Annotated in this window: 3 protein-coding genes; 2 read left to right on the top strand and 1 reads right to left on the bottom strand. The window is 42.8% G+C overall.

Annotation, left to right across the window (positions count from 1 at the left end; genetic code table 11):
* Positions 1–173 precede the first annotated feature (173 nt).
* Positions 174–1,490 (bottom strand): lysophospholipid acyltransferase family protein, encoded by a 1,317-nt coding sequence (locus Q1V93_RS00135; protein ID WP_300659738.1) that lies wholly within the window; start codon positions 1,488–1,490, stop codon positions 174–176.
* 200 nt (positions 1,491–1,690) lie between these two features.
* On the opposite strand from Q1V93_RS00135, the gene Q1V93_RS00130 reads away from it, so the two are divergent.
* Both Q1V93_RS00130 and tilS read left to right on the top strand, forming a co-directional pair.
* On the top strand, positions 1,691–2,878 hold the full coding sequence (locus tag Q1V93_RS00130) for an anthranilate synthase component I family protein (RefSeq protein ID WP_300659735.1): 1,188 nt from the start codon (positions 1,691–1,693) through the stop codon (positions 2,876–2,878).
* On the top strand, positions 2,866–3,810 hold a 945-nt coding region (tilS, locus tag Q1V93_RS00125; RefSeq protein ID WP_300659732.1), incomplete at its 3' end, for a tRNA lysidine(34) synthetase TilS. The genes Q1V93_RS00130 and tilS, both read left to right, overlap by 13 nt.

The raw sequence follows: 3,810 nt of genomic DNA, 5'->3' as shown, positions 1-3,810 counted from the left end.
AACTGGTGGTTTCAGCCACTCACCCATCCCTCCAAAATTCTTACAAAGAACGCGTCTCAGGTGTTTCTAAGACAGGCGCAAAATTAATAAATGCATCGTTCTATCAAAGGATTTTTAAGAAAAAAAACTAAAAAAAATCATTTTGTTTCTCTTTACGGCTTTTTAACACCTTCTTAATCTCTAAAAATCAAGTCTTTCAATTGTTCACGCTGTTCGCGTAAATTTTGAAGAATTGCACTTCGTCTGCTTGCAAATCGCCCGAAACGCTGCTTGGAATTCAAATGATGCATGTAGCGCATGTAAAAATGTGCAAAGGTTCCGAACAACGGAAGCAAAGCCATATAGAGAAGGGTTTCAAGCCAGGAAAAGTCAAAACAAAAATGAACGATCAAGCCGAATCCCAGGTAATTAATCGGATACAGCACCAATCCGAACAAAATTGAAAGCGGTGCATGATACTCCACTTCCTTCGTCATTTTGGGAACAACCCACCCGATAAACCAATATGGAAGAACGTGGTGAATAAAACCGATCAGGAAAAGCGGAACAGTCACAATAATAAACAGCCAGCTTTGAATGAATTGTCTTAAAAACAATCCCGGTCTGTATGGACGATCCAGAAAATCCGGTTTAATTCCCCAAAATTGCAGGGAAGCAAATACTTTTCCGGTTTCCGTATGAATCTCATCTACTTTCCACGGAGCAGTCAAACTGTATTCTTCCAGGCGGCTTTGTACAGACTTCATAAAATCCATTTCGTCCGCTACATCCGTTCGCCTGGTATATTTCGTTACAAACAAGGTTCGCAGCTGTTCGATCAGATCTTCCCGCGTGGAGTCCTCCATATTCACAAACACGCGCGATAATTCCACCCGGAATCGTTCCGTCAGTGTTTTAGCCGCACTTCCCTGGTTCACTTCGTATTCTTTCCACAAATCGTCCAATTCGATCGGTTTTCCCACATGAACCAGTACTTTTCCCCTGTATGAATCCGCAGAAATGTAATTCAGTCCAACCGGAACAACTTTCAATCCCAGTTTTCCCTGGTTTCTTCTTTCCACTTCCAACGCAATGCGGGCAGTTCCGGTTTTGATCTCTCTCAGTTTTCGCTCCAGGAAACTCGTTCCTTCCGGAAAGACGACCAAAATCTCCCCTTTTTCCAATAATTCATAGCACGCCTGAAAAGAATCCTTGTTGTTTACGCCAGTTACAGCTCCGTCCGATTTCCGGTTAATGGGAATCATTCCCAAAGCGCTCAATAATTTGCGTTTCAGCGGAGAATTGAAAAACGTTGCTTTTGCCATGAAATGAACCCGCCGTCGATTGACAAATCCAACCATCCAGGCATCCATGAGTGTATTCGGGTGATTCGCAATAATGATCAAAGGTCCTTCTTCTTTATCCAGGATGTGCTGATTCACAATCTGAATCTCTCTGTAATAATGTCGAATACCAAATGAAATGATTGCTCTTAAAATGCGGTATAGCATACTTTGATTTTAAACGAATGTAGTGGTTTCAAATCAATTGGAGAATGAGGTAATTGTGAAAATTCGTTAGATTTCAATTTCATAAGTTCACAATTTGGCGATTCGCAATATTACGAATTGACAATGAACCGAAATGGCAATCCGACGATTTTTGCAGTCAACAAGTATACGAATAGCCTCGAATTCCGTAAATTCGCAGCATGCTTGATCGTGCGATTTTCAGAAACTCGGAGCATTCTTTTCTAATCGGAATCGGATGCGAAGACGAATTTCACATGGGTTCCTCCCTCAACTGGAACGAGCTGGATTCTTTTATCCGGAAACACCCCGGAAGAACCTTGTTTACGATCATCAATTATCAACTCGGACTCGATATTCTCAACGTACCCCGGAAAGCAAACGATTTGCCTTTACTCCGCATCTGGCTTCCGAAAAGTACTTACCTGCAACAAGAAAACCACCTGACACTGCTCGAAGGAGAAGATTCCGAAATTCATTACGAAGCTGCAAAAAACGTGTTTCAATCGGATGAAGCAGCTCCTTCCTCTCTGCAATGGAAAGCAAAGATTCACCGCGATACCTATATTGAACGCGTCAACAAACTCAAGGAACACATTCAATTGGGTGATGTCTACGAAATCAATTTTTGCCAGAGTTTTGAGGTCAATGGCGTCGAATTAAAAAGCATGCAGCCCATTTTTCATTCCTTGTGGAAAAACAATCCGACACCTTTTGCAGCCCTGGTCGAAACAAACGACTGGATGCTGGCATCCGCGAGTCCGGAGCGTTTTATCCGTAAAAAAGGAAACCGGCTGATTTCACAACCCATCAAAGGAACAGCTCCAAGAGGAAAAACGGAACCTGAGGATCAGCAATTGATCCGCGAACTGGAAACAAATCCGAAAGAACGTTCTGAAAATGTCATGATCGTGGATCTGGTGCGGAATGATTTATCGCAGATTGCAACCAAAGGAAGCGTATCCGTAGACGAACTTTGCGCGGTGTATTCCTTCCCGACTGTTCATCAGTTGATCTCAACTGTGTCCTGCGATTTGAAAGAAAACACTTCTTTTTCCGATATTCTGAAAGCAAGTTTCCCGATGGGGTCCATGACCGGCGCTCCGAAAAAAGCAGCGGTGGAATTGGCCGAACAATACGAAGGATTTTCGCGTGAATTTTATTCCGGTTCGCTTGGTGTTATTTATCCGAACGGCGATTTCGATCTGAATGTACTGATCAGGACCATGGTATATAATCCGCAATTGAAACAACTCTCCTGCGGCGTGGGCGGAGCAATTACCATTCTTTCGGATGCTGAAGCAGAATACGAAGAATGCAAAGCAAAAGTGGGAAAGATCTTAGCACTTTTCGGGACATGTCAGTGGTAAGTGAAGTAATCGGCAAAATCGAGCTGAAAGGATTTAATCTCTGCGTAGCTTGTTCCGGCGGACTCGACTCTACGGTATTACTCGAAACGCTTGTATTATCAGGTCATAAACCGCTTGTCCTCCACATCAATTATCACTTGCGCGGCGAAGACAGTGAAAAAGACGAACTCTTTATCCGGGACCTGGCTCAAAAACATCAATTGGAGATTGAAGTGATCCATTGTCCGAAAGAATTGACCAAAGGAAGCGGAATCAATTTGCAGGAAGCTGCCCGCAAGTTCAGACACGGATTATTTCAGGCCTTCATTCAAAAAAATCCGGATAACCGGGTTTTACTGGCGCATCACCAGGACGATCAAACCGAAACTTTTTTCCTGCAACTCGCCCGAGGTGCCGGAATTTTCGGACTTGGCGGGATGCATCCGGAACGAAACGGAATCATTCGTCCTTTTCTATCGCTTACAAAAGACGAGCTGAAAAGCTTCGCTTTGGAAAAACAGATTTCATGGAGAGAAGACCGGAGTAATGCGGAGAATCATTACAAGCGCAATCAGTTCCGGAACATCATTCTTCCCGAACTTCAGAAATCCATCCCGACATTAAATCGTTCCGTTCAATTGATTCAACAGTTGTTCCGGGAAGAACAAAACAGCATTCGTGGAAACCTAACGAATCACTTAACAAACTGGAAACAAAACAAAGAGATTTCCTTCGTTGAATGGAATGAATTGAACGTCGAAGAACACATTCTTGTTTGCAATTTCTTCACATGGCCTTTTTGGATGATTCAACGAATTCAAGCATTGGAAAACACAAAACTGAGTTCTAAAATTGATAACAGTCCAATTTTCAGAACAAAAGAAGGTTTTTCCTGGAGTGTAAATTTCCCACAATCGGAACATTGGGAATTCAAGATTGAAGAGGTTGAATTC

Origin of the sequence: Fluviicola sp. (assembly GCF_030151805.1) — a bacterium.
Classification (GTDB): Bacteria; Bacteroidota; Bacteroidia; order Flavobacteriales_D; family Crocinitomicaceae; genus Fluviicola.
Note: the sequence above shows the minus strand (reverse complement) of the source record. Positions and strands in the feature narration are given on the sequence as shown.